Raw genomic sequence first — 26,205 nt, forward strand, 5'->3', positions numbered from 1 at the left:
AAGTGTCCAGTGATATTTTTTTGGCTCAATGCTCAATATTAAATCGGCAATACGGACGAGACAATGAAACAACACGAATCAGCGGATAATTCTCAGGGGCAGCTCTATATTGTGCCCACTCCGATAGGGAATCTGTCTGATATCACGCAGCGCGCACTGGAAGTGTTGCAAGCTGTTGATTTAATTGCTGCGGAAGATACCCGCCACACCGGTTTGCTGCTGCAACATTTTGCGATTAACGCCCGCTTATTTGCGCTTCACGACCATAACGAGCAGCAAAAGGCGGAAACACTTCTCGCTAAACTGAAAGAAGGGCAAAACATCGCGCTGGTCTCCGATGCCGGCACGCCGCTGATTAACGACCCTGGCTATCATCTGGTGCGCACCTGCCGCGAAGCGAATATTCGCGTGGTGCCGCTGCCGGGTCCCTGTGCGGCCATCGCCGCCCTGAGCGCCGCCGGTCTGCCTTCCGACCGTTTCTGCTATGAAGGCTTCCTGCCGGCGAAATCGAAATGCCGTCGCGATACCCTGAAGGCGCTGGAAGAAGAACCGCGCACTCTCATCTTCTATGAGTCAACGCACCGTCTGGTGGAGAGTCTGGAAGATATCTGCGCGGTACTGGGAGAATCCCGCTACGTGGTGCTGGCCCGCGAGCTGACCAAAACCTGGGAATCGATCCACGGCGCGCCGATCGGCGAGCTGGTGGCGTGGGTGAAGGAAGACGAAAACCGCCGCAAAGGCGAGATGGTGTTGATTGTCGAAGGCTTTAAGGCCCAGGAAGAGGCGCTGCCGGCGGCCGCGCTGCGTACCCTGGCGCTGCTGCAAGCGGAGCTGCCGCTGAAGAAAGCCGCCGCGCTGGCCGCGGAGATCCACGGCGTGAAGAAAAATGCGTTGTATAAGTACGCCCTGGAGCAGCAGGGGGAGTAAGCGATGAGCCGTTACCAACCGCCGTTTAGCATCACACCCACGGTCCTCAACCTTGTCGTTGAGATTGGGGAATTGCTTGGGCATTGGTCGGCGAAACGTGGACAAACATCGCCGTTGCTGCGTAAAGAAAACCGCATTCGTACTATTCAGGCGTCACTCGCGATTGAACATAATAGCCTGAGCATGGAACAGGTAACGGCGCTGCTGGAAGGCAAACGGGTTCTCGCGCCGGCTAAGGATATTCAGGAAGTGAGAAATGCCATTCGTGCTTATGAATTAATGCCCGGATGGCATGCGGCAAATATTAGGGATCTTCTGACGGCGCATAAAACGCTGATGACAGGGCTGGTTGATCGTCCTGGCGCTTTACGTGGCGGAAACGTCGGCATTTATCGCGGTACGCAGGTGGTACATATGGCTCCACCTGCTGCTCAAGTCCCAAGATTGATCGCTGATTTACTCAGCTGGCTGGAACACACCGAGCTTCATCCTTTGATTGCCAGTTCAGTTTTCCACTATGAGTTTGAGTTCATTCACCCTTTCGCTGATGGCAATGGTCGGATGGGGCGTTTATGGCAGACGTTGATTCTAAGCCAGTGGCGTCAGGAATTGGCCTGGCTGCCCGTTGAAACGCTGATCCACCATCAGCAAGAACGTTATTACGACATTTTAGGTGTTTGTGACAAAACCAGTGATTGCACGCTATTCGTGACCTGGATGTTGCAAAATATCCTGGCGGCGCTGAAAGAAGGTCTGGAGACTTCATTCGTCGTGTCGGAAGAAATGTCGGAAGAAATGTCGGAAGAAATGTCGGAAGAAATGTCGGAAGAAATCGACGTTAAAGTAGTTCCACCGGAAAACGCAATTTTGCGTTTGCTAACCGGAAACCCGGAATTGACGGCGAGAGCGCTGGCGGAGATCTTGGGGATATCAGCACGTACGGTTGAGCGCCATCTGCAAGGGCTACAGGCGAAAGGGAGATTGATTCGCATAGGCGCTAAAAAAGGTGGAAGCTGGCTGGTTAAGTAGAACCAGCCGCCATGGTGTTCCACTCAGCGTGCAATCACACTATCTTCAGTTCCACCTTCTTGCTGCTTAACGCTGCGCGGTCATTTTCACTGATACCGTCATCGGTGATTACGCAGTCTATCTTTTCCATCGGCAGTACCTGGTTAAAGCCCCGGCGATTAAATTTACTGGCGTCGAGCACGGCGATAACCTGATGTGCGGCGGCGGCCATCACGCTGCTGATGGAGTAGCCTTCATTAAAGGTGGTGATGCCGTTGGTGGCGTCGATACCGTCGGCGCCGACAAACATCAAATCGGCGCAGATTCCCTGCAGAGAACGTTCGGCAATCGTCCCGTGCATGGAGTGCGTTTTATGCCGCACGGTGCCGCCGCAAACCACCAGGGTGATATCTTTATTTTCCGCCAGGGTAAACGCGGCGGGCAGGCTGTTGGTGATAACGGTGATATTGGTCATCCGCACCAGTGCCTCGGCAATCAGCAGGGTGGTGCTGCCGCTATCGAGGATCACCGTCATACCTTCACGGATCATGGCTACCGCGGCCTGGGCGATGCGCTTTTTGGGATCGCTGGCAAGCTGATAGCGGTCTTCCAGCACCACTTCCTGATTCTCTGCGTCGGTCAGGTCGCTGCCCGCGCGGGCGGCGCCGCCGTGAAAGCGGGTTAACAGCCCTTTTTCTTCCAGTAAGCGAAGATCGGCACGGATCGTTACCTCAGAGATGCCAAAGAGATTCGAAAGGTCTAGAACCAATACGCTGCCCTGCGTATTCACCATATCGACAATTTTGTTCCTTCTTTCAAATGAGTTCATCTTGATTTGCCTGATAATTAACTCATCTCAGTGTAATCGAAGGATAACGAAAGTTGAACGATAATTTTCGAAAGGTTACATGAGCCAGCCCTCAGGGCTGGCTCATGCAGTCAGGAGAGTTTGAGCAGGATTTTACCCTGCATCGGTGCGCCGTTTAGCGCCTGAACTTCACGCGCAAAGCTCTCCGCGTCACCGCGGTGGGCTATTAGCGGTGCCAGCTGCAGGCGTTTTTCTGTCAGCAGGCGGGTGGCCGTTTGCCACTCTTCTCCTGGCCACGGACCAGAGTAATTCATCCAGCTACCGACAATATTCAACTCTTTACGCAGGATCTGCCCGAAGGTGGCGGCCGGGAGGGTTAAATCGTGATGAAGCGTGCCGACCAGCGCCAACTGCGCCCGCGGACCGGCGGCCTCAATCGCCAGCGTGACGGTCTGCGGCGTGCCGGCGGTCTCAAGGACTAACTGGTCGAACTGAATGGCTTCCAGCGCCTGCTGAATCGCCTGGCCGCTCATTTCGCGGCTGTTGAACACTCGGGTCGCGCCAAGGGCTTTGGCCAGCTCCAGTTTCTGCGGATTGATATCGATCGCCGTGACGCTGTTGGCGCCCAGTTCGCGGGCGCACTGTAATGCCAGCAGGCCAATGGTGCCCGCACCGATAATAATCACGTTTTTACCTTCGCAACCCTGTGCCAGGTGGAAGGCGTGGAGGCCAACGGTTATCGGCTCGATAAACGCGCCGTCATCAATCGGCATCTGATCCGGCAGGCGGAACAGGTTGGCGCGCTTCACCACCACATATTCGGCGTTGCCACCTTCGCTGCGTGAGCCGACAAACTGATATTGTTTACATAAAGAGAAATACTCGCGCTGGCACTGCGGACACTGAAAGCAGGGCAGCAGTGGCACGCAGGCGACGGCATCGCCGGGCTGCAGATCAGTTACCGCCGCGCCGTAGGATTCCACATAGCCGCTGAATTCGTGCCCCAGCGTAATAGGGTAGTAATGCGCGCCTTTGGCGAAAATGCGCGGGATGTCGGAGCCGCATAATCCGGAACTGACCACTTTGACCAGGACATCGTGTTCCGTTTGCAGCGTAGGGATAGGGCGTTCTTCAACGCCGACGTTCCCCTCAGCATGGATTACCACTGATTTCATAACATTCTCCAGCTATAAGATTCAGGGGAGCGACCGCTCCCCTTTTAGATCAAGACATGCCCGTACTTTGTTGTGGGGCAGCGCTTTTTTCTGCTTTTTCCACCGCGATGAAGCGACGGGCACGACGCCAGGTCAGCAGAACGCCAGTCAGATAGATAATGCCGATGACCGCGAAGCCCACCACGTTCTGCCAGGTAAAGAGCTGGATCAGCAGCCAGGTAATCGGTGAACCGCCCTGGTCCATTGAGGCCACCATACCGCCGGCTTTCAGGGCCCCGGCGTTTGCCGCCAGCTGGGTGTGCAGGCCTATGGTCTGGGTGGCGATCCATAGGGTGATACCCATAATGATGATCCCGGAAATCAATGTGCGGAACAGGTTCCCTTGATGTACCGCGACTGCCATCGCCACGAAGAAGCCGATGGTGGCCAGGTCGCCAAACGGCAGGACCTGGTTGCCAGGAACCACGACGGCGATAAGAATGGTCAGCGGGATGAAGATCAGGCTGGCGGAGACCACCGAGGTATGACCGAGCAGCAGCGCCGGGTCGAGACCAATCAGAAATTCCTGGCCGCCGAATTTGGCCTGCAGACGTTTACGCGCCTGTTTGGCTATCGGTGTGAGGCCATCCATAATCGGTTTGATCACCCGTGGCATCAGCAGCATCACCGCTGCGGTTTTCACCGCAAGCTGGAGAATGCTCTTCAGGTCGTAACCCGCCAGCGCGCCAATCACAAGGCCCATGACGAAGCCAACGGTAACCGGTTCACCGAAGGGACCGAAGCGTTTCTGGATATCATCGGCGCTAAAGTGAATACGGTTAAGACCGGGGATCTTGTCGATGATGGTATCGACAAGCACGGCAACCGGCCCTAAATACGCCGAACTGCCGTGCGGGATCGCAATACCCTCGAGGCCAAAGAAATCGCGGGTATCTTTGGCAAACCAGTCGCCCAGCTTATACACAAAGGCGGCATGCACTACCACGCCGAGAATACCTATCCAGTACGATCCGGTAGCGATATGCAGCATCGCGCCGGTAAAGGTCATATGCCAGATGTTCCAGATATCGACATTCACTACGCGGGTCATACGGGTAACCAGCATCACGATATTAACCACGATGGCCACCGGGATCGCCACCAGGGCGATTTGCGACGCCCAGGTCATCGGTGATGAACCCGGCCAACCGATATCGATCACGTGAAGATTAATCTGGAAATGCTCCGCCATCGCCTTTGCCGCCGGGCCGATGGAGTCGAGCATCAGGCCAATGACCAGGCCGATACCGACGAAACCGATCCCGATATGCAGACCAGATTTGAAACAATCCCCGAGCTTCATCCCCAGTAACTTGGAGAAAATAATGATCACGATCGGCAGCATCACCGTCGGACCGAGATCGAGGATATAACGCATGATTTCGCTAAACATGGCGTTTACTCCGCGAGGATGCCGAGGATTTTCTGTTGTAAGGCTTCAATGCCGACGCCCGAAACGAATGGCATGCCGTGTACCACCGGAATGTCGCCAAAGGTCCGCTCCACGCGCGCGGTGGTGCAGATCAGGTCCGCCCCGTCCATGTAGGTTTCGATTTCATTGACCCGGCACTGCACCAAATCCAGTTCAATATTGTGGTCTGCACACAGCTCTTTAATCTCTTCAGCCGCCATCGTGGAGGTGGCGACGGCACCGCCGCAGGCGACGATAACTTTACGTTTCATAGGGTACCCCTTTTATTATCAGTATCTTATGAAGCCACGGCGTTAAGCTCAGGCTCAAGGATAAATTGCTGGAACCGCACCGGCAGCTGATCGTCGGAAGCGGCGAGCAGTGCCTCCAGCGTGTGCGGATTTTGTAGCTCACTAAATAACCGGCGCAGTAGCTTCAGCTGTGCCGCCGGGTTTTCAACAATCAGCGCGATGATGAGCGAAACGTCGATTTCGCCGTCGTCATCAGCCCGCTGAAAAGGAACCGGCGCATCCGGACGAATCAGGTAAATGGCCGGCGATTTGGCGTGGACGGCTTCACAGTGCGGGATAGCGACAGCATGCTGCTCCAGGGCGATGCCGGTGGGAAAAGTCGCTTCGCGTTCGAGCAGGGCGGCGGGATAGCTGTCGTGTACGACGCCTCGCGCCAGCATCTCTGCGCCAATGTGTTCCAGCGCCTGCTGGCTGGAACTGAAATGAATGCCGGTACGAACAAACAGTTGACTCATATATCCTCTTAACTTCAGGCGATTTCAGAAGAACAGCCGTAGCGGTAGGCACGCAGAACATCCTGGATTTTGTCGAGGATCAGCGCGTGCGGCTCGGCGTTCAGTGCATTCAGCGACAGTCGTTCAAACTGCACCGGCATATACTGGCTGATAAGCCCCAGCGGCAGCTTAGCGTCGGTCAGATTAGCGATAAGTTTCTCAACGCTCTGGCGAATACGCGGATGCGGCCAGTAATAACGGATACGGTCGGAAAGACTGAAGTGGATATCGACCATCGCCTGGCTCCAGGTGGGGCGATAGTATTTTTTCCAGTAGCCGGGTTCGTTAAGCATCACTTCGTCGATCACCTCCATCACGCGACTGCGAGACTCCGGGGCGATCAGCTCATTTTCCATTTGGGCGAGGGCAAAGATGGCTTCACGCAGGGCAAAGGTGAGCGCCGGGCCGACTTTCAGGATGGCGAAGTGGTCGCGAACCAGCGCGCGATAAGCCTGGCGAGTTTGGTAGTCGGTGGAGTGCGCTTCGTAGACCATCGGGGTACTTTCGATCCAGGCGGAAAGCGCTTTCGCTTCCTGCGGCTGGTAATGAATGATTTGCGTATGGTCGAACTCCACCCCAGGCTGCACGACGATAGCGATAACTCGCTCCAGCGCAGCCTCGAGTCCCAGCTTACGGAAAGCAGCCTCATGGGTTTCGAGTGTCGCCGCGGCATCCTGCGCCCGGGTGACATGTACGCTGCCGATGGTGCAGGCCTCGCCGCCGGGCACCGGAACTTCGGTCCCGATGACGTAGGTCAGGTGGCGCTTTTGCTCAGCGCTGGCGGTCTCTTCGGCAGCCTGACACAGGCGAGCGGCGCGCTCAGCAACCACACCAGGATCCAAAGGCACCGGATCGTCAGCACAGGACATTGACGCATCGAGATGGATTTTGCTAAAGCCGGCCGCGACGTAGGCCTTGATGAGGTCGACAGATTTTTCCATCGCCACGGCGGCCGGTTCGTCTTGCCAACAGTTCGGGCCCAGATGATCGCCGCCAAGAATAATACGTTCAGCCGGGAAACCGACGGTACGGGCGATGTTGTAGACGAAGTCACGGAAATCGGCCGGCTGCATGCCGGTGTAGCCGCCAAACTGATTCACCTGGTTGGATGTCGCTTCGATCAGCACCTTGTTGTTAGTCGACAGATCGAAACGTAACGCCGCTTCGATAACCAGCGGATGCGCTGAACAAACTGAACAGATGCCGATGTGTTCGCCGGACTTATGGCGAGAGATAATGTCTTTCATTTACAACCTCCGTTTTCTTTCGAATATATTCGTTATGTTTTGTTTTGGTCGCAAATGGCTTTGTTTTGAATTGTGGTCTGCATCGATAAATAGTCGTGTAACGCAGTGAAAGGTATCGTCTTTCAAGACAAAAACGCCCTGGTCAGAAAGACAGGGCGTTTTTAATTTGTTGAAAATTAACTAAATAGTCGGGAAAGCCAACTACGTTTCGTTTTGACGGCTTCCTGAGTGGCCTGCTGCGGCTGGGCGGCGATTTCGCCGAGACCGGCGTTAAAAGCGTCGCCAATGGCTTTTAACGCCTGCTGCGCATCGTTGCCGCTGGCCATAAAGTGCAGACGATGACCCTGTTTGGCGCCCAGTGATACGACGCGCATCAGATTTTTGGCATCAACAATGGCGGAGCGCGTATCAAGGTTTTCGACCTGGATTTGCGATCGCCACTGCTTGACGGCTTTCACCAGCACCGCACTGGGGCGGGCATGAAGACCGTGCGGATTGCGCAGGGTAAAGGTGGCCTCTTCGTCAAAGTGCGGCGCGGGTTGTGGTTCTTCGCCTGCTGGCAGAGGGATATCACCAGCGAGAATTTCCAGCACCGCCTGGGGGGTATCGGCGCGCGTAAGCGCGTCAGGCACCCGATCATCGCCCAGGGCATGGGTGAGTTGGCGCAAAATATCGAGATGCTCGTTGTCCTGAGCCGCGATACCGACAATCAGATAGGCGGTTTGCTCCTCACCCCAGTCAACCCCCTGCGGACAAGCCAGCACCTTAACACCCGTTTTGAGCACTGCGTCGCGACTGTGCGGCGTGCCGTGGGGAATAGCGATGCCGTTGCCCAGATAGGTGCTGATTTGCCCCTCGCGCTCGCGCATGCCTTGTAGATAGGCTGCTTGCGTATGTCCGGCCTCAGTCAGGGCTGCAACGACACGTTGTAGCGCCTCGTCTTTCGTTTTGACCTGACGATCGAAACCAATATCGGCAGAAGTCAGTTGCATAGCTTGCTCCTTATTTCATGGCGCCAGCAAGGGCTGTCGCTTTGTCAGTGCGTTTCTGCCATAGCCGCCAGCATCCCAGCATAAGTGCCCCGCAGGCGGAACCGGCGAGAATGCACAGCACCCACATCAACGGTTTACTGACCAGCGGCAGGATTAAGAAGCCGCCGTGCGGTGCCGGAACCTGAATATGCAGGCTGTAGCTGAGTACCGCAGAAATTGATGAGGCGATCATCATCATCGGGATCACCCGCAGCGGATCCTTGGCGGCAAAGGGAATCGCACCTTCGGTAATGTGTGTGCAGCCGAGGATATAGTTGACCATCCCGGCGGCGCGTTCCTCCTCGCTAAAGCCTTTCGGAAAGAACGTGGTCGCCAGAGCGATGACCAGCGGCGGCGTGATGCAGGCGGCAGACACACCGGCCATAAAGAAATAGTTACCTTGCCCCAGCAGCAGCGTACCGGTGACATAGGCCGCTTTGTTGACCGGCCCGCCGAAGTCGAAGGAGCACATTGCGCCGACCACGATCCCCAGCAGGATGGGGTTGGCTTCCTGCAGAGAGCTGAGCCAGTTCATCATGCCATTGTTGATCGCTGCCACTGGCTGGCCGAGCAGGACCATCATCACGCCAATCACCAGGACGCCGATCAGCGGCATAATGAAGATCGACTTCAGCCCTTCGTACTGGCGCGGCAGACCGTCGAGCAGATGACGGATCAGCAGCATAAAATACCCGGCGGCAAAACCGGCGATGATCCCACCGAGGAACCCGGCGCCGGTGGCGTTCGCCAGCAGGCCGCCGACAAAACCGGCGACCATGCCCGGGCGGCCAGATATCGACCAGGCAATGTAGGCGGTAAACACCGGCACCATGATCGAGAACGCCTGCTGACCGACTTTCATCAGGGTGGCGGCAACCACGTTATACTGCGGTGAATTCGGATCGGCGGAGTAGATGCCCCACAGAAAAGAAACGGCGATTAAGATCCCGCCGGCGACAACGAACGGCAGCATGTTGGAAACACCGCTCATCAGATGTTTGTAAATCTGTCGGCCGAACGATTCTCGCTCATATTTCTCGGCGAGATCCGTCGTCGCGGAGTGTCCCTGGCGACGCTGCGCCTGACCGTTAACAACTTTATTAATTAATTCCGCCGGATGGTGAATGGCTTCTTTAACCGGCACCTCAATAACCGGTAAGCCATTAAAACGTTCGGCATTAACATCTTTATCGGCAGCGATAATCACACCATAAATATCCGTCAGGTCTTCCGGCGTAATGGCATTTTCTACGCCGGAAGCGCCATTGGTTTCGACTTTTATTTCAACGTTTAATTTTTTCGCTGCGGTTTTTAAGGCCTCTTCAGCCATAAATGTATGAGCAATACCTGTAGGGCAGCCGGTAACGGCAATAATTTTTTTCATAATCGGACCTTTATAATTGGACGATCTGAAGTTGTTGTAATAATTCTTGCGTACGGTTTAATTTGCCAAGCCCGGCGGAGGCGGCAACATCGGCGCCGGTGGCGCTGGCCAGCGCCAGCGCCTGAGGAATATCGCCTGCGTTAAGCCATCGGCTGAGGAACGCGCCCAGCGCGGCATCGCCGGCGCAGGCCGAGCTGACCAGTTCGATTTTCGGTGCCGAGCAGAACCACAGTTGCTCGCCGTTCGAAAAATAGAGCCCTTGTGCGCCAAGGGTCAGCAGAACATTGCGAGCCCCAAGCTGGTGGAGCGTTTGCATTGCTTCGCGTACCCGCTGGGGGCTGCTGACATCCAGACCAAAGATCTCGTTCAGCTCGTCGTCATTGGGTTTAATCAATAGCGGATGCCACTCCAAAAGCTGGCGCAGCACCGGGTGGCTGATATCTAAGATGACTTCACACCCTTTTTGCTGACATAGCACCAGAATCTCGCTATAGAACCGGCTCTCTATTCCCGGTGGCAGACTGCCGCTGATAACTAAATAATCACCAGGCGTGACGCACTGTAAATGATGAAGAATTTGTTCTTTCCCTTCATCGTTAATCCGCGCGCCGGGATTTACCAGTTTATATTCATCTCTGCCGTCGTTAATAAAGATATTAATACGGGTGGGTTCAGCGACCCATGCCGGCGTGACGTTAATATGTTGTTTGCGTAGTTCCTCAACGATATAGCGGCCGGTAAAACCGCCGAATATGCCCATAACATGGGTTGGCTGCTGGTAATGATGTAATACCAGCGAGACGTTAACCCCTTTACCATTCGGGCAATATTCCGTCTGCCGGGTGCGGTTGACTGCCGCCGGCTGGAGCGGATCGCAAAAGATATTCATATCAATCGCGGTGTTCAGTGTCAGGGTGTGGATCACGACAAGGCTCCTTCGATCCGCTGATTACAGTTGTCCTTCGCAGCCACAGACGTGAATGACTTTGCGAACGACCTCTTTCATTGCCGCTTTCGCCGGTTTCATATAGTGACGAGGATCGTTGGCGCCCGGATTTTCCAGGAAGTAGGCTTTCAGTGCATCCGAGAAGGCGATTTTAAGTTCGGTGGCGACGTTGACTTTGCATACGCCCAGAGAAATGGCGTGGCGAATATCACTATCCGGCAGGCCGGAAGCGCCGTGCAGAACCAGTGGAACATCAACGCAGTCGCGAATAGCCGCCAGGCGCTCAAAATCAAGCTTCGGTTCGGCGGTGTAAAGACCGTGAGCGGTACCGATGGCGACGGCCAGCGAATCAATACCGGTACGAGCGACAAATTCACGGGCCTGTTCGGGGTTGGTATAGAGCGCATCTTTAGCATCGACCACCAGATCGTCTTCGACTCCGCCCAGACGGCCCAGCTCGGCTTCTACGCTGGCATCATAGCGGTGGCTCAACTCCACCACGCTTTTTACCAGTGCCACATTTTCCTCGAACGGTGAGTGAGAGCCATCGATCATGACCGAGCGGATCCCTGCCTGGACTTTGCGCGTGATATCAGCCAGATCCTCGTGATGATCGAGGTGCAGGGCGAGCGGGAGATCCCACTTTTTCGCCAGATCGCGGGCGATCGCCACCACGTTGCCGGTGCCGGCATAGCTGTAGGTACCGGGCGTGCCGGCAAGGATCAAGGGAGAGCGTAATTCAGCCGCCGTTTCAACGACGACCTGCATGGTTTCGAGGTTATGGATATTGAAAGCCGGCACGGCATAACCCTGTCGTTGAGCTTTTAACAGCATGTTTTTACTGGAAATGATGTACATTTTAGTCCTCTTTTCAATTTGTAAGTTATTTACATTAAATAACCTTCAATTTGAAAGTAATGTAACGATCGTCTCGACTTTTAGGTGTGATCCACCGCACACAATGATGAATTGATTTTTAAAATGAAAGTTAATAATATTTTTAATGTTTCTTTTTTAAAGTTTTAGCAGGGAAGTGCTTTCTTTGTAACTATATGATTAATATTAATTAATTTATTTATGGCAAGATGGAAGTTCAGCCGCAGTTTGACATTACGATAGGGAAATTTAAAAATGAAAGTTATTCTAGGAGAAAATAATAAGGCATAAACCGTGGCAAAACCGTCAACCAGCCTGCTGAAAAGGCGCTTGGACATCGCAGAGATCGTTCGTAAGAACGGCGAGATCAAAGTCGACGATCTGGCCGAAATGCTGGCTGTTTCCGGAGTGACAATCCGTAACGATCTCAACTACCTCGAGCAGCAGGGCTACTTAAAACGCTCCTTCGGCGGGGCGATTTATACCGCCCAGGCTGGCGCGCCGGTTGCGGTGATGCGGGAAGCACCAGCCGTCAGGGATAAAGCGCTGGAGACGGAAATGGCTCGCCAGGTGGCGGCGCAGATAGAAGATGGCGAAACGCTATTTTTAGGCCAAGGTTCCATTTTGCGTAAAGTGATCCCCTTTCTGGCCAACAGAGAAGAACTTTGCCTGCTGTTAAACGATCTGGGCCATGTCGCGCTGGCGCAGGAGTTTTTAAATGGGGAAACCGTTCTGCTTGGTGGGGTGCTGTCCGGGCAGGGGCGGATTGTGGAGGGCGATCTGGCGCTGAAAGCGTTAGGTCATTACCGGCCATCACATGCGCTGATTGCGGTGGATCATATTGCCGAAGACGGTACGCTGAGCGTGCGTAACGAGGCCACAGCACATCTACTGAATGAGGCTGTGGCGCAGAGCGAAAGAGTTATCGCGATTGTTGCGTCCAGACCGGTCTACGGTGAGAAACGTTATGCTGTCGGTGAATTGCAACAGATCAGCAGCGTGGTGACCCCGCAGGTCGTCGCGGCAGAGTACCATGCCTGCTTCCTCGCTGCGGGTTTGACCAACAGCTATACCAACAATGAATGCCTGACATGGCTCAACACGGCTTTGCATAAGACAAACCAGGAGCGGTGATGAACGTAACCATTTGCACCATCGGCGAACTGCTGGTGGAGTTTCTCGCCAAGGAAGAGAATCAGGGTTTTTCCCGCCCCGGTGAATTTTGGGGGCCCTATCCCAGCGGGGCGCCGGCAATCTTTGCCGATCAGGTGGCAAAGCTGGGTTTTGGCTCTGTGTTGTTTAGCTGCGTGGGCAACGACGCATTTGGCGAGATGAATATTGCGCGTCTGGAGAAAGATGGCGTTAACGTCAACGGTATCGCCATGCTGCAGAAAGCGACCACCGGTAGCGCCTTCGTCAGCTATCGTAGCCAGGCGCAGCGCGATTTTATTTTTAATATGCCTAACAGCGCCTGCGGTTTGCTGACTGCCGACCACATTGATGAGGCGCTGCTAAATCAGTGTCAGCATTTTCATATTATGGGATCGTCGCTGTTCTCGTTCCGTATTATCGATGCGATGCGTAAAGCGATTGAAAACATTAAAGGCCGCAACGGTACGGTGTCGTTCGACCCAAACATTCGCAAAGAGATGCTGAACATTCCCGAGATGTCGCAGGCGTTTGAATACATTCTCGATTACACCGATATTTTCCTGCCGAGCGACGGTGAGCTGGATTATTTTGGCCTCAATCCGGAGCGCAATGAGCAGATCCTGGTTGATAAGCTATTGAAACGCGGCGTGAAGCATGTGGTGATTAAACGTGGGCCGCGTGGCGCCAGCTACTTTAGCGCCAACGAGACACACCATGTCGCCGGCTTCAACGTGCCGGTGGTGGATCCGACTGGTGCCGGGGATTGCTTTGGCGCCACCTTTGTCAGCCTGTTCCTCAATGGCGCCACGCCGCAGGAGGCGCTGAGATGGGCAAACGCCAGCGGCTCGTTGGCGATTAGCCAACGCGGCCCCATGGAAGGCACCTCGACGCAGGCGCAGATCCGCGCTTTCCTTGCCGCACAGCATCCGTAACCAACAAGCCCGGATAAATCCGGGCTAAAAGTAGTTAAATTCTCACGCTCTCGATCAGGTCACCGGCGCCGGGTTAAACACCGCCAGCTGGTTGTGCAGGCCCCATTGATCGGAGAAAGTTTTCTTGCGTCCGCTGGCGACGTCGAGAATAAATTCGAACAGCTTCCGCCCGACATCCTCAATCGTCTCTTCGCCAGTGGCGATGGTCCCGGCGTTAATGTCCATTAAATCATACCAGCGGTTGGCCAGCTCGGTACGGGTCGCCATTTTTATTACGGGTACCGCCATCAGGCCATACGGCGTGCCGCGACCGGTGGTGAACACCTGCACGGTAATGCCAGAGGCGACCTGCTGGGTGCCGCAGACAAAATCGCTGGCGGGGGTAGCGGCATAAATCAGGCCGCGTTTGGTCGGGCGCTGGCCTGGAGAGAGCACCTCGACGATGGCGCTTTTCCCTGATTTAGCAATAGAACCCAGCGCTTTTTCCACCACGTTAGCCAGGCCGCCTTTTTTGTTGCCGGGGGAGGGGTTGGCGCTGCGGTCGGTTTTGCCCATGTCGAGATAGTTATCGTACCAGGCCATCTCTTCCAGCAGGCGTTTGCCCACCTCTTCGTTAATCGCCCGCGGGGTTAACAGATGGATGGCGTCGCGGACTTCGGTCACTTCCGAGAACATCACCGTCGCGCCGCAGCGCACCAGCAGGTCGGATGCATAACCCACCGCCGGGTTGGCGGTCACACCGGAGAAGGCGTCGCTGCCGCCGCACTGCATGCCGACCACCAGCTCTGAAGCCGGACAGGTTTCCCGCTGGCGCTGGTTCAGTTTCGCCAGGTGGCACTCGGCGACCTGCAGAATGTCATCGACCATCGATTTAAAACCAACATGCTTTTCATCCTGCAGGCTGACGATGCTGGCGCTGTCCACCGGGATACTTTTGACGTCTTCCGTGCCCTGCAGCAGGCGTTCCGGCTGCAGCTTTTCACAGCCGAGGCCAATGACCATCACCTCACCGCCGAAATTCGGGTTGAGGGCGATATTGTGGATAGTGCGAATTGGCACTACCGCCGCCGGTGCATTAATCGCCACGCCGCAACCGTAGAGGTGGTTCAGGCCTACCACGCCGTCGACGTTGGGGTATTTCGGCAGCAGGTCGCGTTCAATGATTTTCACCACATAATCAACCACGCCCGCAACACAGTGCACGCTGGTGGTGATGCCCAGCAGGTTCTTGGTGCCCACGCAGCCATCGGCATTGCGGTACCCTTCAAAGGTATAGCCTTCCAGCGGCGGTAGGGGTTCAGGCACTTTGGTCGCCAGCGGCAGGCTGTTCAACGGCGGGGCGGTGGGCAGTTCCACCAGCGATTCGTCAATCCAGCTTCCCTGTGGGATGTCGCGCACGGCGAAGCCAATTACTTCTCCGTAGCGGATGATTTCACCGCGGGCAGGGATATCCACCAGGGCTACTTTATGACCCTGTGGGATGTGTTCGACGAGCGTCAGGCCGTCCGGGAAACGTGTTCCGGCGGTCAATCCCCGATCGTTAACAATAATCGCCACGTTATCTGTCGGGTCAACTTTAATATAAAACGCGGTTGGCGATTGTTGTCGAATTGCAATGTCAGCCATTGTCCAGTCATCTCCAAACAGGTGCTAAAAAAAGAATGAAATGGTCATTCTGGTGCTGTAGAAAAGAATAATGAAATAAAGAATGTCAGGAGTAATGGCTTTAAAATGTGATCTGTGTCACCCCTCTTGGCGACAACGCTCACGCACCGACAGGCAATCATGAGAACTGTGGATTAGCGCCCATGACTTGTGGCATTTGCCTAACTAAAGCGTCAGATAAGACATTTATATTGTGATTATGCATGGTGTCTGGCGATGGCAGGCTGATTATACTGTGTCATGTTTTTGAGGTAGCCGATAGGCAATAAGAGAGCGTTGATATCGTCTATTTAACAAATAAAGAACCCGATTAAAAAAATAATAAAAGGTGTTCTGTGTTTGATGAATATCTTCATGATCCTGGATGGGATGAGAAACAAGGAATACCAACTCGCTATTTTATTCTGCTGATTATATTTATGGTTCGCGAGATTAAACGCCTGGAATTGCAGAAGTAAGCAACGATTAACGCAAGGTAAACATCATGGATAACGCAATTTTCCCGAACAAATTTAAGGCCGCGCTGGCGGCTCATCAGGTGCAGATTGGCTGCTGGTGCGCGCTGGCTAACCCGATCAGCACTGAGGTGCTGGGTCTGGCCGGTTTCGACTGGCTGGTGCTGGATGCGGAACACGCGCCGAACGACGTGACCACGCTTATCCCACAGCTGATGGCGCTGAAGGGCAGCTCCAGCGCGCAGGTAGTCCGTGTGCCGACCAATGAGCCGATCATCATCAAGCGCATGCTGGACATCGGCTTCTATAACTTCCTGGTGCCGTTTGTCGAGACGGCTGAACAGGCGGCGCAGGCGGTGTCTTCGACCCGTTATCCGCCGGAAGGGATCCGCGGGGTTTCCGTTTCCCACCGCGGCAATATGTTTGGCACCGTGGCGGACTACTTCGCCCAGTCCAACAAGAACATTTCCATTCTGGTGCAGATTGAGAGCCAGACCGGGGTGGACAACGTCGAGGCGATTGCCGCGACCGACGGCGTCGACGGCCTGTTCGTCGGCCCGAGCGACCTGGCCGCGGCCTTAGGTCATCTGGGCAATGCCGCCCATCCTGAGGTACAGCGCGCCATCCAGCATATCTTCGCCAGCGCGAAGAAACACGGTAAGCCAAGTGGCATTCTGGCGCCGGTTGAAGCCGATGCGCGCCGCTATCTGGAATGGGGCGCGACTTTCGTCGCCGTCGGCAGCGATCTGGGCGTCTTCCGCTCAGCAACGCAGAAACTTGCTGATGCGTTTAAAAAATAATCACCAGGATGAAGAGAGAGAACATTATGACAATCAAAGTGGGTTTTATCGGTCTTGGCATTATGGGTAAACCGATGAGCAAAAATTTGCTGAAAGCAGGTTATTCGCTGGTGGTGTCCGACCGTAACCCGGAAGCGATTGCCGACGTGATTGCCGCGGGTGCTGAGACCGCGACGACGCCGAAGGCGATTGCCGAACAGTGCGACGTCATTATCACCATGCTGCCAAACTCTCCGCATGTGAAAGAGGTGGCGCTGGGTGAAAACGGCATTATCGAAGGGGCAAAGCCGGGCACCGTGGTGATTGATATGAGCTCTATCGCGCCGCTGGCGAGCCGGGAAATCAGCGAAGCGCTGAAAGCCAAGGGTATTGATATGCTGGATGCGCCGGTGAGCGGCGGCGAACCAAAAGCCATCGACGGCACCCTGTCGGTGATGGTCGGCGGCGATAAGGCGATCTTTGATAAATACTACGATCTGATGAAAGCGATGGCGGGCTCCGTGGTGCATACCGGCGACATCGGCGCGGGCAACGTCACCAAACTGGCTAACCAGGTGATTGTCGCCCTGAACATCGCGGCGATGTCTGAAGCGCTGACTCTGGCGACCAAAGCTGGCGTCAATCCGGATCTGGTATATCAGGCGATCCGTGGCGGCCTGGCGGGCAGTACCGTGCTGGATGCCAAAGCGCCGATGGTGATGGATCGTAACTTCAAGCCGGGATTCCGTATCGACCTGCATATTAAAGATCTGGCGAACGCCCTGGATACGTCCCATGGCGTGGGCGCTCAGCTACCGCTGACGGCGGCGGTAATGGAGATGATGCAGGCGCTGCGTGCGGACGGTCTGGGCACCGCGGACCATAGCGCGCTGGCGTGCTATTACGAAAAACTGGCGAAAGTGGAAGTCACTCGCTAACAAGAAGGGCGCACCACGCGCCCTGTTATTCTTGCCTTGCGCGGCACGGTCAGGCTACAAACTTATGAAAATCGTCATTGCCCCAGACTCTTACAAAGAAAGCCTGTCTGCCGCCGAGGTAGCTCAGGCGATAGAAAAAGGATTCCGTGAAATTTTCCCCGACGCGCAGTATGTTTCCATGCCCGTCGCCGACGGCGGCGAGGGAACGGTGGAGGCGATGATTGCCGCGACGCAGGGAACGGAACATTCCGCATGGGTGACTGGCCCGCTGGGCGAGAAAGTGGAGGCCTGCTGGGGCATGTCCGGCGATGGCGTCACTGCGTTTATTGAGATGGCGGCGGCCAGCGGCCTGGGACTCGTTCCGCCCGAAAAACGCAACCCTCTCATCACCACTTCACGCGGTACCGGCGAGCTGATATTACAGGCGCTGGAACATGGCGCGAAACGGATCATTATCGGTATCGGCGGCAGTGCGACCAACGACGGTGGAGCGGGCATGATGCAGGCGCTAGGCGCCCGCCTTTGTGACGCCGAGGGGCAGGAGATCGGCCATGGCGGCGGTAGCCTGAGCCGTCTGAGCCGGATCGATCTTTCCGCCATCGATCCACGCTTACGTGACAGGATGATCCACGTGGCCTGTGACGTCACTAACCCGCTGGTGGGCGAGCGCGGCGCGTCGCGGATCTTTGGCCCGCAGAAAGGGGCGACCGAGGCGATGATCGTTGAGCTGGATCGTAATCTGGCGCACTTCGCCGACGTCATTAAGGCGTCGCTGCAGGTGGACGTTAAGCCGATCCCCGGGGCGGGGGCGGCCGGCGGCATGGGCGCGGCGCTGATGGCTTTTCTTAATGCGGAACTGCGTAGCGGGATTGAGATCGTTACCGAGGCGCTGAAGCTGGAAGAGCAGATCCATGACTGCTCGCTGGTGGTCACCGGAGAAGGGCGGATCGATAGCCAGTCTATTCACGGTAAGGTGCCGGTGGGGATAGCCCGGGTGGCGAAAAAATACCGTAAGCCGGTGATCGGTATTGCTGGCAGCCTGACCCACGACGTTGGCGTGGTTCACCAGCACGGTATCGATGCGGTTTTCAGCGTGTTAACCACAGTTTCGACGCTGGAAGAGGCATTTCGCGGGGCGTTTGATAACATTTACCGAGCGTCGCGCAATATCGCCGCCACCCTGCAGGTTGGGATGACGACAGAAGGATGACAACGGGCGGTAAACCCTCTATACTGCGCGCCGAAGCTGACCAGACAGTCGCCGCTTCGTCGTCGTCCTCCTTCGGGGGGAGACGGGCGGAGGGGAGGAAAGTCCGGGCTCCATAGGGCAAGGTGCCAGGTAACGCCTGGGGGGTGTCACAGCCCACGACCAGTGCAACAGAGAGCAAACCGCCGATGGCCCGCGTAAGCGGGATCAGGTAAGGGTGAAAGGGTGCGGTAAGAGCGCACCGCGCGGCTGGTAACAGTCCGCGGCACGGTAAACTCCACCCGGAGCAAGGCCAAATAGGGGTTCATAAGGTACGGCCCGTACTGAACCCGGGTAGGCTGCTTGAGCCAGTGAGCGATTGCTGGCCTAGATGAATGACTGTCCACGACAGAACCCGGCTTATCGGTCAGTTTCACCTCTTTATGCAAAAACCCCGCTCCGGCGGGGTTTTTGCTATTCGAATACCGGAAGCAGGATGAATGACTGTCCACGACGCTATACCAAAAGAACGCGGCTTATCGGTCAGTTTCACCTTTTTTATGTCAAAACCCCGCTCCGGCGGGGTTTTTGCTATCTGAATCCGTGACTCGGATGAATAACTGTCCACGACGCTATACCAAAAGAACGCGGCTTATCGGTCAGTTTCACCTTTTTATGCAAAAACCCCGCTCCGGCGGGGTTTTTGCTATTCGAATAGCGGGGACAGGATGAATGACTGTCCACGACGCTATACCAAAAGAACGCGGCTTATCGGTCAGTTTCACCTTTTTATGTCAAAACCCCGCTCCGGCGGGGTTTTTGCTATCTGAATCCGTGACTCGGATGAATAACTGTCCACGACGCTATACCAGAAGAACGCGGCTTATCGGTCAGTTTCACCTCTTTATGCAAAAACCCCGCTCCGGCGGGGTTTTTGCTATTCGAATAGCGGGGACAGGATGAATGACTGTCCACGACGCTATACCAAAAGAACGCGGCTTATCGGTCAGTTTCACCTTTTTATGTCAAAACCCCGCTCCGGCGGGGTTTTTGCTATCTGAATCCGTGACTCGGATGAATAACTGTCCACGACGCTATACCAAAAGAACGCGGCTTATCGGTCAGTTTCACCTTTTACGCTAAAACCCTGCTCCGGCGGGGTTTTGACTATTCGGATAGCGGGAACAGGATGAATGACTGTCCACGACGCTATACCAAAAGAACGCGGCTTATCGGTCAGTTACCGTTATTTAACCACCTTAGGATTCTGTAGCGTCGGGATCGTGGAATCTTGCACCTGATGAACCTGACCGACGATCGTGGCGATGCTGCCGTTGCTTAACGCCTCAACGTCTGCGCTGTTATGTGAGCCAAAATTGAAGGTCAGACGCTTATCCGTTTTATTCTGCTCATCTCGCATGGTCACGGTAAAATAGTAGCTGCCGGCGATACCGCTCATTCGGCGAATGTCGACAATCACGCCGCGTACCTTGACCCATTTGCCCAGATAATCGCTGCTGGCCTTCGCCGGGTTGAGGGTAAACGGCTGCAGGAACTGGGCGACTGAATACGTCTGCATCGAAGCGACGGCGTCATCTCCCGGTTGAAATAATTTGTCTCCCGCGGAATAAAAGGCTTTAGAAGCCAGGCCGCAGCCGCTTAACAGCGAGATGACAAAAACCAGCGGTAATACGCGAGTGCGTAATAACATAATTATCTCCTTATATATTTTAAAAATGATATCCCTGCTTTTATGTATGACATCTTTCTCGCTAATTAAATAAAGCAACCGTGGCTGCTGTCAATTAATTTCCGTGATAAGCGCTAAAGTCATTTTTTACAAATGTGGTATTCTTCATGTGAATTTATTTGGTGATAATGTTTGAATTTCTTATGTATTGAATAGTTTGTGATCAGGTGCACGCTGTGAATAATCTTTAGGTATTATTTTTTACATTTATTCACTACCAACTGTAAAATAATAAACCGCTATTTCAGACACTTTCACTTCAGGATAAAACAATGAAATTAATGACCCGTATTGCGTTTGCAGCCCTTCTGACTACCGGTTTCTCTCTGTCTGCGCAAGCCGCGGACGTGCAGGCGGCGCCAGCGCCGGCGCAGGACCCTATTGTCCAGCACTTAAAACTCACCAGCGATCAGGTTGCGAAAATTAAAAGCCTGCATCAGCAACTGGAAAATAATGTTCAACAGATTTCGCAGCAAGACATTAAAGATGGCGCCCTGATTAACGTGATTGATTCCGGAAAATGGGATGAAAAGGCGGTCAAGGATCAGCTGGCTGCCTTCAGTAAGATCGATCAGCAGGTGCGTTATTACCGCGTGAAGTATTATTTCGATGTGAATCAGGTCCTGACGCCGGAGCAGCGTACCCAGGTGAAAAAAGATCTTGCCGACGCGCTGAGCGAATAATGCCATCGGCCCCTTTCGGGGCCGATATTATCTTCAGGCTATAAACGAAAATCGAATCATTGATATTGCCTTTTCAGGCGAGACTTTCTTCATCCCGCAGACGAATCTCCGCTTCGACAACAATGGCTTCCAGTTCGCTCAGCATCTCATCATAACCAAAGCTGACGACGCCGGCGGTTTCCGGCTGCGTCGGGGCTGATGGCGTCGGGGACGCCTTTTTTCTGTTTTTCTTTTTACTCACTGACAGACTCCATCCCTTCCGTTGTTACACCGGTAAATCTATCAGCAAAGCGCGCAGCGGCGTATCGGCGACGAGGGTAATGTTAGCTTCGTCACGAATAAATGCGCCGTCACCACAGGTGAGAGCCTGTTTTTGTTGTTCCTGCGCGACGGCATGGACGGTGCCGTGAATCGACTGTAGATAAGCCCGTGGACCATGTAGCTGCACGCTAATCTGCTCTCCTTTCTCCAGTGCGATATGGTAGACCCAGGCCTGCTGGCGAAGCTGGAGACTGCCGTTCTCTCCCTCCGGCGAGGCCAGCAGCTGCAGCGGTGCGCTCACCACTTCGGTTTTCTGCTGTAGCGGGTTTTCCCGCTGCGGGCAAGCGTCGAGCCACAGCTGCATTCGCGTTAACGACTGCTCTTTGCTCAGATTATGCTCGCTATAGCTCACGCCAGGCTGGGTGGCGATAAGCAGCGCTTCACCGGCTTTGGCCTGCACGTGGTTGCCGTCGCTGTCGCGATATTCCGCTTCGCCTTCCAGAATCAGGTTCAGGATATCGACTTTTGGGTACGTCCTGGCCTGGAAGGAAGCGCCGGGCGCCAGCACTTCCTGGTTGAGGACGCGCAAGGACGCGAAGCCCAGTAATTTCGGGTCGAAGTAGTGGCCAAAGGAGAAGGTGTAGCGGGCCTGCAGCCAGCCGAAGTCTGCTTGTCCGCATTGTTTGGCTGTTCGGGTAGTAATCATGTTCTTGACCTCTCTTTACACTAAATCAATGGTAAAGGTATGGACGCTGTATTGTTAGCCAGATATTCTGCCCGGTATGTTCAAATTTCCTGAATGAGAAAGCGATGGCCAAAGAGAGAGCATTAACGCTGGAAGCGTTGCGCGTGATGGATGCGATCGACCGTCGTGGGAGCTTTGCTGCCGCGGCTGATGAGCTGGGACGCGTGCCTTCCGCCCTGAGCTATACCATGCAAAAACTGGAAGAGGAGCTGGACGTGGTGCTGTTTGACCGCTCAGGTCATCGCACGAAGTTCACCAACGTTGGACGGATGCTCCTGGAACGCGGGCGCGTGCTGCTCGAAGCGGCGGATAAACTCACCACCGATGCGGAAGCGTTGTCGCGCGGTTGGGAAACCCACCTGACGATCGTCACCGAAGCGCTGGTGCCCACCCCGGATCTGTTTCCGCTAATTGAAAAACTGGCGACCAAATCTAATACGCAGTTGTCGATTATCACCGAGGTGCTGGCCGGCGCCTGGGAGCGGCTGGAGCAGGGGCGGGCGGATATTGTTGTCGCGCCGGATATGCATTTTCGTTCCTCCTCGGAGATTAACTCGCGCAAACTCTATTCGGTGCTCAGTGTGTACGTCGCGGCGCCGGATCACCCGATCCACCACGAGCCGGAACCGCTCTCGGAAGTGACCCGCGTGAAATACCGCGGCGTCGCAGTAGCGGATACCGCACGCGAGCGGCCCGTCCTTACCGTTCAGCTGCTGGATAAACAGCCGCGCTTAACGGTGAGCACCATTGAAGATAAGCGCCAGGCCCTGTTGGCCGGGCTAGGCGTGGCGACCATGCCCTATCCGCTGGTGGAGAAGGATATTGCCGAAGGACGCTTGCGGGTTGTCAGCCCGGAATACACCAATGAAATTGACATAATCATGGCCTGGCGACGGGACAGTATGGGCGAAGCGAAGTCCTGGTGTCTGCGCGAAATCCCTAAGCTGTTTGCGGGACGCTAGTCGAGAAGACGCTCCTCCCGCTAGCGGGAGGAGCGGGAAGATTAATAGGAGAAGGGTTTCGGATCGGGTCCGAAGCGATTGTTGCCTTCGGTGCCGCGCTGGCAGTTAAAGATCAGGATCACCAGCCAGCCGATGACCGGGATCAACAGCAGCAGCAGCCACCAGGCTGAGCGGTCGGTGTCATGCAGACGCCGAAACTGCACCGCCCACCACGGTAAAAAGACCAGTACGCCATAGATGGTCGTCAGAATGCCTTCGCCGCCCGCCCGCTGCCAGCCCAGCATTTTATCGATGATGCTCAATACGCCGGTCAGGATGAGGTTGACCAGAATAAACATCCAGTACTCTTTGCGCCGCGCACGGCCGCCAAATCCTATATAGTTTTTTAATGCCTTGAGATACCAGTCCATTTCTACGCCTCAATTAACCGTCAATCACTTGTTTTTTAAGCGATCGCAATAAGAATAGACGTGAATGAATGGTGGGTAAATATCTGTTTTCTGAATTATTGGGCGCCATCACTGGCGCCCGAAAGATCAACGGAAGCGCTGATCGCGGCCGTGGGGTTCGTTGAGATCCTGTTGCGGTCCAATGGAGATAATGCCGGTTGGATTAATGGTTTTATGGCTGCGGTAATAGTGGTGGCGGATATGCGGAATACTCACCGTCTCCGCGATGCCGGGCATCTGGTAGATGTCGCGCAGAAAACCGTACAGGTTGAGATAATCGCTAATGCGCCGTTTGTCGCATTTAAAATGCGTCACATATACCGGGTCGAACCGTACCAGCGTCGTCCACAGGCGAATATCGGCTTCCGTCAGCTGATTTCCCGTCAGGTAACGATGCTGACCGAGGATCTGCTCCAGCCGCTCCAGTGAAGTAAAGACCGCCTCGACCGCTTCGTCGTAAGCCTGCTGGCTGGTGGCAAAGCCGGCCTTATACACGCCGTTGTTGACGTTGTCGTAGATCCAGCCGTTCAGTTCATCGATTTTTTCCCGCAGCGCCGGCGGATAGTAATCCCCGGCTCTGGCGCCCAGACCATCGAAGGCGGTATTAAACATGCGGATGATTTCTGCCGACTCATTGCTGACGATGGTCTGCTGTTTTTTGTCCCACAATACCGGGACCGTGACGCGACCGGTATAGTGCGGGTCAGCCTGCAGATAGAGCTGATAGAGGAACTGATGATGATAGAGCTGGTCGCCGGTAGCACCAGGGAAATCATCGGCGAAGGTCCAGCCGTTTTCCAGCATCAGCGGATTGACCACGGAGACGGATATAAAGGGTTCCAGTCCTTTCAGCTTGCGCAGAATTAACGTGCGGTGCGCCCACGGGCAGGCTAAAGAAACATACAGATGATAACGGTCTTTTTCCGCGGCAAAGCCACCTTCGCCCGCAGGCCCCGGCGCGCCATCGGCCGTGAGCCAGTTACGGAAGGCCGAAACGGAACGCTTGAATCGTCCTCCGGTGGATTTGGTGTCATACCAGGTATCTTGCCAGACGCCGTCGACTAATTGTCCCATTACTTCCTCCTGCAGATAGCAAAAGCGAGGAGATATCCCCTCGCTTTTTTTAGATTTTTACTCAGTATAGTGCGCTTACCACTTTTTATTCAGTACGCGGTCGATGCTGAATGCGCCCGGTCCGGTAATGGCCAGCAGCAGATAACCGCCAGCAATGGTCAGGTTTTTCATGAACATCAGCGAGTTCACGCCTTCCGCAAAGTTGCTGTGGAACAGGAACGCGGTCAGCAGCGTAAAGCCTGCGGTGAACAACGCGGTGGTACGGGTCAGGAAACCGAACAGAATCGCCAGACCGCCGCCGAATTCAAGGAGAATGGTCAACGGCAGCAGTGCTCCCGGCACGCCCATGGCTTCCATATACTGCTGGGTTCCGGCGTAACCAGTGATTTTGCCCCATCCTGCAGTGATAAACAGAATCGGCATCAGAATACGCGCTACCAGTACACCAACATCTTCTAATTTTTTCATTTCTTACTCCAGAAAACCCAAAGGGCGGCAGTTTTGTTTTTTAGCGCAATCCCGCGTGGTTACACGGTGTTGCTGTCGATGGAGAGGATAGTAACGAGGCGGAGAGGGAATTGTTAGCAAGGAAAACTGTAGATCTTCTTCAAAGTTTCTGAGCAATAAGTGCGGTGAGGAGAAATTTTCTGGCGACGAGGGGAACTACCCGTCCCGATATCGGGTGGCTGAGCGGAATGAATTGAGATCTGAGGGGGGCTAACCGCGGGTTGCGGCGAAGGCCCCGGCTGCCGCGAACGGCGTATTGTATCGGACGGGGAAATGGCAGAGCGGGGCGCCGGGATAAGCGCCCGCGCTCCGGGCTGCTAGTGTGTTGACGACTGGCGCAGGATCCCGCGGACCATCCGCCAGGTGCTCCACAGTCCGAGACCGCGTTTGGTCCAGCGCATCAAAAAGTGCGGGTGTCGTATGGACCAGACGGCCATCAAACCGCTGCCAACCATCAGCCACGAACGTAAACTCAGCAGCGTATGCCAGCCGCGATCGAGGGGCGCTGTCGCCTCCAGCCAGTGGCGACGACAGGCGCTAAGCTCCAGTCGTTGCTGCTGGATCTGGCGCAGCAGCAGCGCCTTTTGCCGTTCACGCTCCTGTCGGCCATTCACGGTTTATCGTCCTCCAGAAGGGCACGGTCGTTCTCCAGCTCTTTACGCGTCAGGCGCAGCAGCGTGGAGCGGCGCGCCTTACGTAGGGTAAGGATACCCACGATCGCGGCGGCGAGGAGCAGAACGACGGTGGTGGCGATCATGACGTGCAGGCGGTACTGGGCGTCAACGGCCCAGATAACCAGCACCAGCAGACTCATGAGGCCAAACGCGGCAAACAGCAGCGTCAGTCCGGTCATGATCAGCAGCTGGAAGAGGTTGGCTTTCTCCTCCTCCAGCTCCACGACGACCAGGCGCAGCCGTGTTTCCACCATTTCGGCCAGCAGCGTGACGATACGCTGGCCAATGGAGAACACGCGCTGGCCTGGCCCCTGCGTGTGTTGAGTATTCGCCATA

The 26,205-nt window shown here is 55.1% G+C and carries 28 protein-coding genes and 1 other RNA gene; 10 read left to right on the forward strand and 19 right to left on the reverse strand.

Annotated elements, in window-relative coordinates:
* Window positions 1-63: 63 nt before the first annotated feature.
* Both rsmI and SP68_RS02790 read left to right on the forward strand, forming a co-directional pair.
* On the forward strand, window positions 64-927 hold the full coding sequence (rsmI, locus tag SP68_RS02785; RefSeq protein ID WP_040968901.1) for a 16S rRNA (cytidine(1402)-2'-O)-methyltransferase: 864 nt from the start codon (window positions 64-66) through the stop codon (window positions 925-927).
* Window positions 928-1,041: 114 nt separating this feature from the next.
* Entirely contained in the window at window positions 1,042-1,956 is a 915-nt protein-coding gene (locus SP68_RS02790; protein WP_162499999.1) for a Fic family protein, read from the forward strand.
* Between the two features lie 34 nt (window positions 1,957-1,990).
* Here SP68_RS02790 and SP68_RS02795 read toward each other — a convergent pair whose 3' ends face one another.
* The 10 genes from SP68_RS02795 to SP68_RS02840 all read right to left on the reverse strand — a co-directional run bounded on the left by SP68_RS02795 (window position 1,991) and on the right by SP68_RS02840 (window position 11,639).
* Window positions 1,991-2,764, reverse strand: coding sequence for a DeoR/GlpR family DNA-binding transcription regulator (locus tag SP68_RS02795; RefSeq protein WP_008806611.1), 774 nt, complete (start codon window positions 2,762-2,764; stop codon window positions 1,991-1,993).
* A gap of 110 nt (window positions 2,765-2,874) precedes the next feature.
* Window positions 2,875-3,918 carry a galactitol-1-phosphate 5-dehydrogenase gene (gene gatD, locus SP68_RS02800; RefSeq protein WP_022066329.1) on the reverse strand — a complete coding sequence of 348 codons (1,044 nt, stop codon included), beginning with the start codon at window positions 3,916-3,918 and terminating at the stop codon, window positions 2,875-2,877.
* 49 nt (window positions 3,919-3,967) lie between these two features.
* Window positions 3,968-5,350 (reverse strand): galactitol-specific PTS transporter subunit IIC, encoded by a 1,383-nt coding sequence (locus SP68_RS02805; protein ID WP_022066328.1) that lies wholly within the window; start codon window positions 5,348-5,350, stop codon window positions 3,968-3,970.
* Between the two features lie 5 nt (window positions 5,351-5,355).
* Entirely contained in the window at window positions 5,356-5,640 is a 285-nt protein-coding gene (gene gatB, locus SP68_RS02810; protein WP_002918119.1) for a PTS galactitol transporter subunit IIB, read from the reverse strand.
* Window positions 5,641-5,666: 26 nt separating this feature from the next.
* Window positions 5,667-6,134, reverse strand: coding sequence for a PTS galactitol transporter subunit IIA (gatA, locus tag SP68_RS02815; protein WP_008806608.1), 468 nt, complete (start codon window positions 6,132-6,134; stop codon window positions 5,667-5,669).
* Between the two features lie 14 nt (window positions 6,135-6,148).
* Window positions 6,149-7,420 (reverse strand): tagatose-bisphosphate aldolase subunit GatZ, encoded by a 1,272-nt coding sequence (gene gatZ / locus SP68_RS02820; RefSeq protein WP_022066327.1) that lies wholly within the window; start codon window positions 7,418-7,420, stop codon window positions 6,149-6,151.
* Window positions 7,421-7,596: 176 nt separating this feature from the next.
* Window positions 7,597-8,412, reverse strand: coding sequence for an HPr family phosphocarrier protein (locus tag SP68_RS02825; RefSeq protein ID WP_008806606.1), 816 nt, complete (start codon window positions 8,410-8,412; stop codon window positions 7,597-7,599).
* 10 nt (window positions 8,413-8,422) lie between these two features.
* Window positions 8,423-9,835, reverse strand: coding sequence for a PTS fructose transporter subunit IIC (locus tag SP68_RS02830; protein ID WP_008806605.1), 1,413 nt, complete (start codon window positions 9,833-9,835; stop codon window positions 8,423-8,425).
* A gap of 10 nt (window positions 9,836-9,845) precedes the next feature.
* Window positions 9,846-10,760, reverse strand: coding sequence for a 1-phosphofructokinase (pfkB, locus tag SP68_RS02835; protein WP_008806604.1), 915 nt, complete (start codon window positions 10,758-10,760; stop codon window positions 9,846-9,848).
* A gap of 24 nt (window positions 10,761-10,784) precedes the next feature.
* Complete coding sequence (locus SP68_RS02840; RefSeq protein WP_022066326.1) at window positions 10,785-11,639, reverse strand: tagatose bisphosphate family class II aldolase; 855 nt, start codon at window positions 11,637-11,639, stop codon at window positions 10,785-10,787.
* Window positions 11,640-11,987: 348 nt separating this feature from the next.
* On the opposite strand from SP68_RS02840, the gene SP68_RS02845 reads away from it, so the two are divergent.
* Both SP68_RS02845 and SP68_RS02850 read left to right on the forward strand, forming a co-directional pair.
* The gene (locus SP68_RS02845) at window positions 11,988-12,791 is read left to right on the forward strand and encodes a DeoR/GlpR family DNA-binding transcription regulator (RefSeq protein ID WP_008806602.1); all 804 of its coding nucleotides are present in this window, start codon (window positions 11,988-11,990) and stop codon (window positions 12,789-12,791) included.
* Entirely contained in the window at window positions 12,791-13,741 is a 951-nt protein-coding gene (locus SP68_RS02850) for a sugar kinase (RefSeq protein ID WP_012967182.1), read from the forward strand. Before SP68_RS02845 ends, SP68_RS02850 begins: the two co-directional genes overlap by 1 nt.
* Before the next feature lie 54 nt (window positions 13,742-13,795).
* Here SP68_RS02850 and garD read toward each other — a convergent pair whose 3' ends face one another.
* Entirely contained in the window at window positions 13,796-15,367 is a 1,572-nt protein-coding gene (garD, locus tag SP68_RS02855) for a galactarate dehydratase (protein WP_032731299.1), read from the reverse strand.
* A gap of 523 nt (window positions 15,368-15,890) precedes the next feature.
* Here garD and garL point away from each other — a divergent pair.
* From garL to rnpB, 4 genes are all read left to right on the forward strand, one after another.
* The gene (garL, locus tag SP68_RS02860; protein WP_016161867.1) at window positions 15,891-16,661 is read left to right on the forward strand and encodes a 2-dehydro-3-deoxyglucarate aldolase; all 771 of its coding nucleotides are present in this window, start codon (window positions 15,891-15,893) and stop codon (window positions 16,659-16,661) included.
* Window positions 16,662-16,687: 26 nt separating this feature from the next.
* Window positions 16,688-17,578, forward strand: coding sequence for a 2-hydroxy-3-oxopropionate reductase (gene garR, locus SP68_RS02865; RefSeq protein WP_012540492.1), 891 nt, complete (start codon window positions 16,688-16,690; stop codon window positions 17,576-17,578).
* A gap of 64 nt (window positions 17,579-17,642) precedes the next feature.
* A complete protein-coding gene (garK, locus tag SP68_RS02870; protein WP_023323313.1) occupies window positions 17,643-18,788 on the forward strand; it encodes a glycerate 2-kinase in 1,146 nt (381 codons plus the stop codon).
* Between the two features lie 32 nt (window positions 18,789-18,820).
* An RNA gene (gene rnpB / locus SP68_RS02875) (RNase P RNA component class A) lies at window positions 18,821-19,203 on the forward strand.
* Between the two features lie 807 nt (window positions 19,204-20,010).
* Here rnpB and SP68_RS02880 read toward each other — a convergent pair.
* Window positions 20,011-20,475, reverse strand: a complete 465-nt coding sequence (locus SP68_RS02880; RefSeq protein ID WP_008806594.1) for an OB-fold putative lipoprotein — start codon at window positions 20,473-20,475, stop codon at window positions 20,011-20,013.
* 311 nt (window positions 20,476-20,786) lie between these two features.
* Here SP68_RS02880 and SP68_RS02885 point away from each other — a divergent pair, with 311 nt between their 5' ends.
* A complete protein-coding gene (locus SP68_RS02885; RefSeq protein WP_008806593.1) occupies window positions 20,787-21,197 on the forward strand; it encodes a Spy/CpxP family protein refolding chaperone in 411 nt (136 codons plus the stop codon).
* A 73-nt stretch (window positions 21,198-21,270) separates the two neighbouring features.
* Here the strand turns inward: SP68_RS02885 and SP68_RS28085 are convergent, their stop codons facing one another.
* The gene (locus tag SP68_RS28085) at window positions 21,271-21,438 is read right to left on the reverse strand and encodes a hypothetical protein (RefSeq protein WP_008806592.1); all 168 of its coding nucleotides are present in this window, start codon (window positions 21,436-21,438) and stop codon (window positions 21,271-21,273) included.
* A gap of 24 nt (window positions 21,439-21,462) precedes the next feature.
* Window positions 21,463-22,164 (reverse strand): pirin family protein, encoded by a 702-nt coding sequence (locus SP68_RS02890; protein ID WP_008806591.1) that lies wholly within the window; start codon window positions 22,162-22,164, stop codon window positions 21,463-21,465.
* A 104-nt stretch (window positions 22,165-22,268) separates the two neighbouring features.
* Here SP68_RS02890 and SP68_RS02895 point away from each other — a divergent pair, with 104 nt between their 5' ends.
* Window positions 22,269-23,165, forward strand: a complete 897-nt coding sequence (locus tag SP68_RS02895) for a LysR family transcriptional regulator (protein ID WP_016161865.1) — start codon at window positions 22,269-22,271, stop codon at window positions 23,163-23,165.
* Window positions 23,166-23,206: 41 nt separating this feature from the next.
* On the opposite strand, the gene SP68_RS02900 is transcribed toward SP68_RS02895, so the two are convergent.
* From SP68_RS02900 to SP68_RS02920, 5 genes are all read right to left on the reverse strand, one after another.
* Window positions 23,207-23,575, reverse strand: coding sequence for a DUF805 domain-containing protein (locus SP68_RS02900; RefSeq protein ID WP_008806590.1), 369 nt, complete (start codon window positions 23,573-23,575; stop codon window positions 23,207-23,209).
* 126 nt (window positions 23,576-23,701) lie between these two features.
* Window positions 23,702-24,688: a glutathione S-transferase family protein gene (locus SP68_RS02905; protein WP_008806589.1), complete on the reverse strand. Its 987-nt coding sequence runs from the start codon at window positions 24,686-24,688 to the stop codon at window positions 23,702-23,704.
* A gap of 75 nt (window positions 24,689-24,763) precedes the next feature.
* Entirely contained in the window at window positions 24,764-25,156 is a 393-nt protein-coding gene (locus SP68_RS02910; RefSeq protein ID WP_002917920.1) for a DoxX family protein, read from the reverse strand.
* A gap of 356 nt (window positions 25,157-25,512) precedes the next feature.
* Window positions 25,513-25,809 carry a YqjK-like family protein gene (locus tag SP68_RS02915; protein WP_008806588.1) on the reverse strand — a complete coding sequence of 99 codons (297 nt, stop codon included), beginning with the start codon at window positions 25,807-25,809 and terminating at the stop codon, window positions 25,513-25,515.
* On the reverse strand, window positions 25,806-26,204 hold the full coding sequence (locus tag SP68_RS02920; protein ID WP_008806587.1) for a phage holin family protein: 399 nt from the start codon (window positions 26,202-26,204) through the stop codon (window positions 25,806-25,808). Before SP68_RS02920 ends, SP68_RS02915 begins: the two co-directional genes overlap by 4 nt.
* Between the last annotated feature and the right edge of the window lies 1 nt (window position 26,205).

The organism is Klebsiella variicola, assembly GCF_000828055.2.
In the GTDB taxonomy this organism is placed as follows: domain Bacteria; phylum Pseudomonadota; class Gammaproteobacteria; order Enterobacterales; family Enterobacteriaceae; genus Klebsiella; species Klebsiella variicola.